Source organism: Rhodococcus sp. R1101 (assembly GCF_000278445.1).
Taxonomy (GTDB): domain Bacteria; phylum Actinomycetota; class Actinomycetes; order Mycobacteriales; family Mycobacteriaceae; genus Rhodococcus; species Rhodococcus gordoniae.
This window is the reverse complement of record NZ_AJVB01000454.1, coordinates 1-3,194: the sequence shown is the minus strand read 5'-3', so window position 1 is coordinate 3,194 and position 3,194 is coordinate 1. Positions and strand designations below refer to the sequence as shown.

The 3,194-nt window shown below is 67.0% G+C and carries 3 protein-coding genes; 1 reads left to right on the top strand and 2 read right to left on the bottom strand.

From position 1 onward, the window contains the following. The coding region (locus R1101_RS0119740) for an ABC transporter substrate-binding protein (protein ID WP_016935038.1) at positions 1-569 on the top strand (569 nt) is incomplete at its 5' end. A gap of 19 nt (positions 570-588) precedes the next feature. Here the strand turns inward: R1101_RS0119740 and R1101_RS0119730 are convergent. Both R1101_RS0119730 and R1101_RS0119725 read right to left on the bottom strand, forming a co-directional pair. Then, the gene (locus R1101_RS0119730) at positions 589-1,335 is read right to left on the bottom strand and encodes a succinate dehydrogenase/fumarate reductase iron-sulfur subunit (RefSeq protein ID WP_016935037.1); all 747 of its coding nucleotides are present in this window, start codon (positions 1,333-1,335) and stop codon (positions 589-591) included. A gap of 1 nt (position 1,336) precedes the next feature. After that, positions 1,337-3,194 (bottom strand): fumarate reductase/succinate dehydrogenase flavoprotein subunit (locus R1101_RS0119725; protein WP_016935036.1); only part of this gene is annotated, 1,858 nt, incomplete at its 5' end.

Genomic DNA, 3,194 nt, shown 5'->3' with positions numbered 1-3,194 from the left:
TGTCGGGGATCGCCCCGACCGTCGCCGGCCCGGAAGGCAGCGACGCCTATCTCACCTCGCTCGACGACCAGGTGACCACCGTGGCAGCGGCTCTCGGTGTCCCGGACAAGGGCGCCGAACTGCTGTCGCAGATCGATGCGGACTTCGAGCAGGCCGCCGCCGACAATCCCGAGTTCGCGGGCAGGACCGTCACCGTCGCCTCCTACACGTCGGAGGGGTGGGGCGCCTACGTCGTCGGCGACTCGCGCGTCGACTTCATGACCGAGCTCGGCTTCGTGAACAATCCGCAGGTGCAGGCCGCGGCGACGGACGATTTCTTCATCACCGTCTCCGACGAGAACCTGGACATGCTCGACGCCGACCTGCTGATCGTGCTGCCGATCTACGTACCGGCCGCCGAGGTGACCGACAATCCGGTCTTCCGGCAGATCCCGGCGGTGCGCGACGGTCGGTTCCTCGTGCTCGACAGTGATTCCGACATTTCCGCGGCGTTCTCGACGAACTCGGTGCTGTCGGTTCCGTTCGCGCTCGACGAACTGATTCCACTCGTCGCCGAACGCGTGAACTGATTTCCGTCCCGGGCTCCGCTCAGCGCCGGAACAGCTTGTTGCCGAGCCAGACGATCGGGTCGTAGCGGCGGCCGGCGACGCGCTCCTTCATCGGGATGAGCGCGTTGTCGGTGATGTGGATGTTCTCCGGGCACACCTCGGTACAGCACTTGGTGATGTTGCACATGCCCAGCCCGTGCTCGTCCTGCGCCACGTCGCGCCGATCGGCCACATCGAGCGGATGCATTTCGAGTTCCGCGATGCGCATCAGATAACGGGGACCGGCGAACGCCTCCTTGTTCTCCTCGTGGTCGCGCACCACGTGACAGACGTTCTGGCACAGATAGCATTCGATGCACTTGCGGAACTCCTGGGAGCGCTGCACATCGACCTGCTGCATCCGGTACTCCCCCGGCGCGAGATCCGGGGGCGGTGCGAAGGCCGGTATCTCGCGTGCCTTCCGGTAGTTGAACGAGACGTCGGTGACGAGATCGCGGATGATCGGGAAGGTGCGCATCGGCGTCACCGTGACGGTCGCGTCGGGATCGAACAGCGACATGCGGGTCATGCACGTCAGGCGCGGGCGGCCGTCGACCTCCGCCGAACAGGATCCGCACTTGCCCGCCTTGCAGTTCCAGCGCACGGCGAGATCCGGTGCCTGGGTGGCCTGCAGGCGGTGCAGGATGTCGAGGACGACCTCGCCTTCGTTGACCTCGACGGTGTAGTCGCGCAACTGTCCGCCGTCGGCGTCGCCCCGCCAGATCCTGAACGCCGCCCGATATCCCATCTCAACCCCTCCGTCCGGGGTGATCCGCGAGTTCCTCGTCGGTGTAGTACTTGCCGAGTTCGTCGATGTCGAACAGTTCCAGCAGGTCGGGACGCATCGGCTCCTGCCGCTCGGCGGTGACCGAGACGTCCGGGACGAACGGGTCGCCCCCGTCGAGGCGGCAGGTGAGCAGTGTGCGACGCCACTGCGCATCCATCGACGGATAGTCGTCGCGGGTGTGTCCTCCGCGACTCTCGGTGCGTTGCAACGCGGCTCGTGCGACGCATTCGCACACGAGCAGCATGTTCCGCAGGTCCAGGGCGAGATGCCAGCCCGGGTTGAACTGGCGGTGTCCCTCCACTGCGACGTTTCGGATCCGGGACCGTAACCCGTCGAGTTCGGCGAGCGCGCGTTCGACCTCGTCCGCGCGGCGGATGATGCCCACGAGATCCTGCATGACCTGCTGCAGATCGGTGTGCAGAGTGTACGGGTTCTCGGCGCGGTCGGCCTCGGCCGGATCGAAGGGAGCGAGCGCCGCGCGTGCCGCGGCGTCGACGTCGGCTTCGATCACGGCCGGTCGCGTCGTCAGGCCCTGGACGTAGTCGGCCGCGCCGATACCGGCCCGGCGGCCGAAGACCAGCAGATCCGACAGCGAATTTCCGCCCAGGCGGTTCGACCCGTGCATCCCGCCCGAGCACTCCCCGGCCGCGAACAGTCCCGGCACGGAGGCCGCGCCGGTGTCGGGGTCGACCTCGATTCCACCCATCACGTAGTGGCAGGTCGGGCCGACCTCCATCGCTTCGGCGGTGATGTCGACGTCGGCGAGTTCCTTGAACTGGTGGTGCATCGACGGCAGCCGCCGCATGATCTCGGCGGCCGGCATCCGCGAGGCGATGTCGAGGAAGACTCCGCCGTGCGGGGTGCCGCGGCCCTCCTTGACCTCCGAATTGATGGCGCGGGCCACTTCGTCGCGCGGGAGCAGATCGGGGGTACGGCGATTGTTCTCCTGGTCGTCGTACCAGCGGTCGGCCTCCTCCTCGGTTTCGGCGTACTGGCCTTTGAACACCGGAGGGATGTAGGAGAACATGAACCGCTCCCCCTCGGAGTTCTTCAGCACCCCGCCGTCGCCGCGGACGCCCTCCGTGACGAGGATGCCCTTGACGCTGGGCGGCCAGATCATCCCGGTGGGGTGGAACTGGACGAACTCCATGTTGATCAGGGCGGCACCGGCGCGCAGGGCGAGCGCATGACCGTCGCCCGTGTACTCCCACGAGTTGGACGTCACCTTCCACGACTTGCCGATGCCGCCGGTGGCGATGACGACGGCGGGCGCCTCGAACAACACGAATCGCCCGGTCTCACGCCAGTATCCGAACGCTCCGGCGATGCGACCCTCCGCGTCCTTCACCAGTTCGGTGATGGTGCATTCGGCGAAGACCCGCACCCGCGCCTCGTAGTCCCCGTGTTCGGCGTGGTCCTCCTGCTGCAGCGACACGATCTTCTGCTGCATCGTGCGGATGAGTTCGAGTCCGGTGCGATCGCCGACGTGGGCGAGTCGTGGATAGGTGTGGCCGCCGAAATTGCGCTGGCTGATCCGTCCGTCGGGTGTCCGGTCGAACAGCGCTCCGTAGGTTTCCAGTTCCCACACCCGGTCGGGCGCTTCGCGCGCGTGCAGTTCGGCCATCCGCCAGTTGTTGAGAAACTTGCCGCCGCGCATCGTGTCCTGGAAGTGGACCTGCCAGGAGTCGCGGGGATTGGCGTTGCCCATCGCCGCGGCGCACCCGCCTTCGGCCATCACGGTGTGGGCCTTACCGAACAGCGACTTGCACACCACGGCGACGGAGAAACCGCGTTGCCGCGCCTCGATGACCGCGCGGAGT

Coding starts and splice junctions, on each gene's coding strand:
- R1101_RS0119730 (WP_016935037.1), bottom strand. CDS start 1,335: ATGGGATATCGGGCGGCGTTCAGGATCTGGCGGGGCGACGCCGACGGC.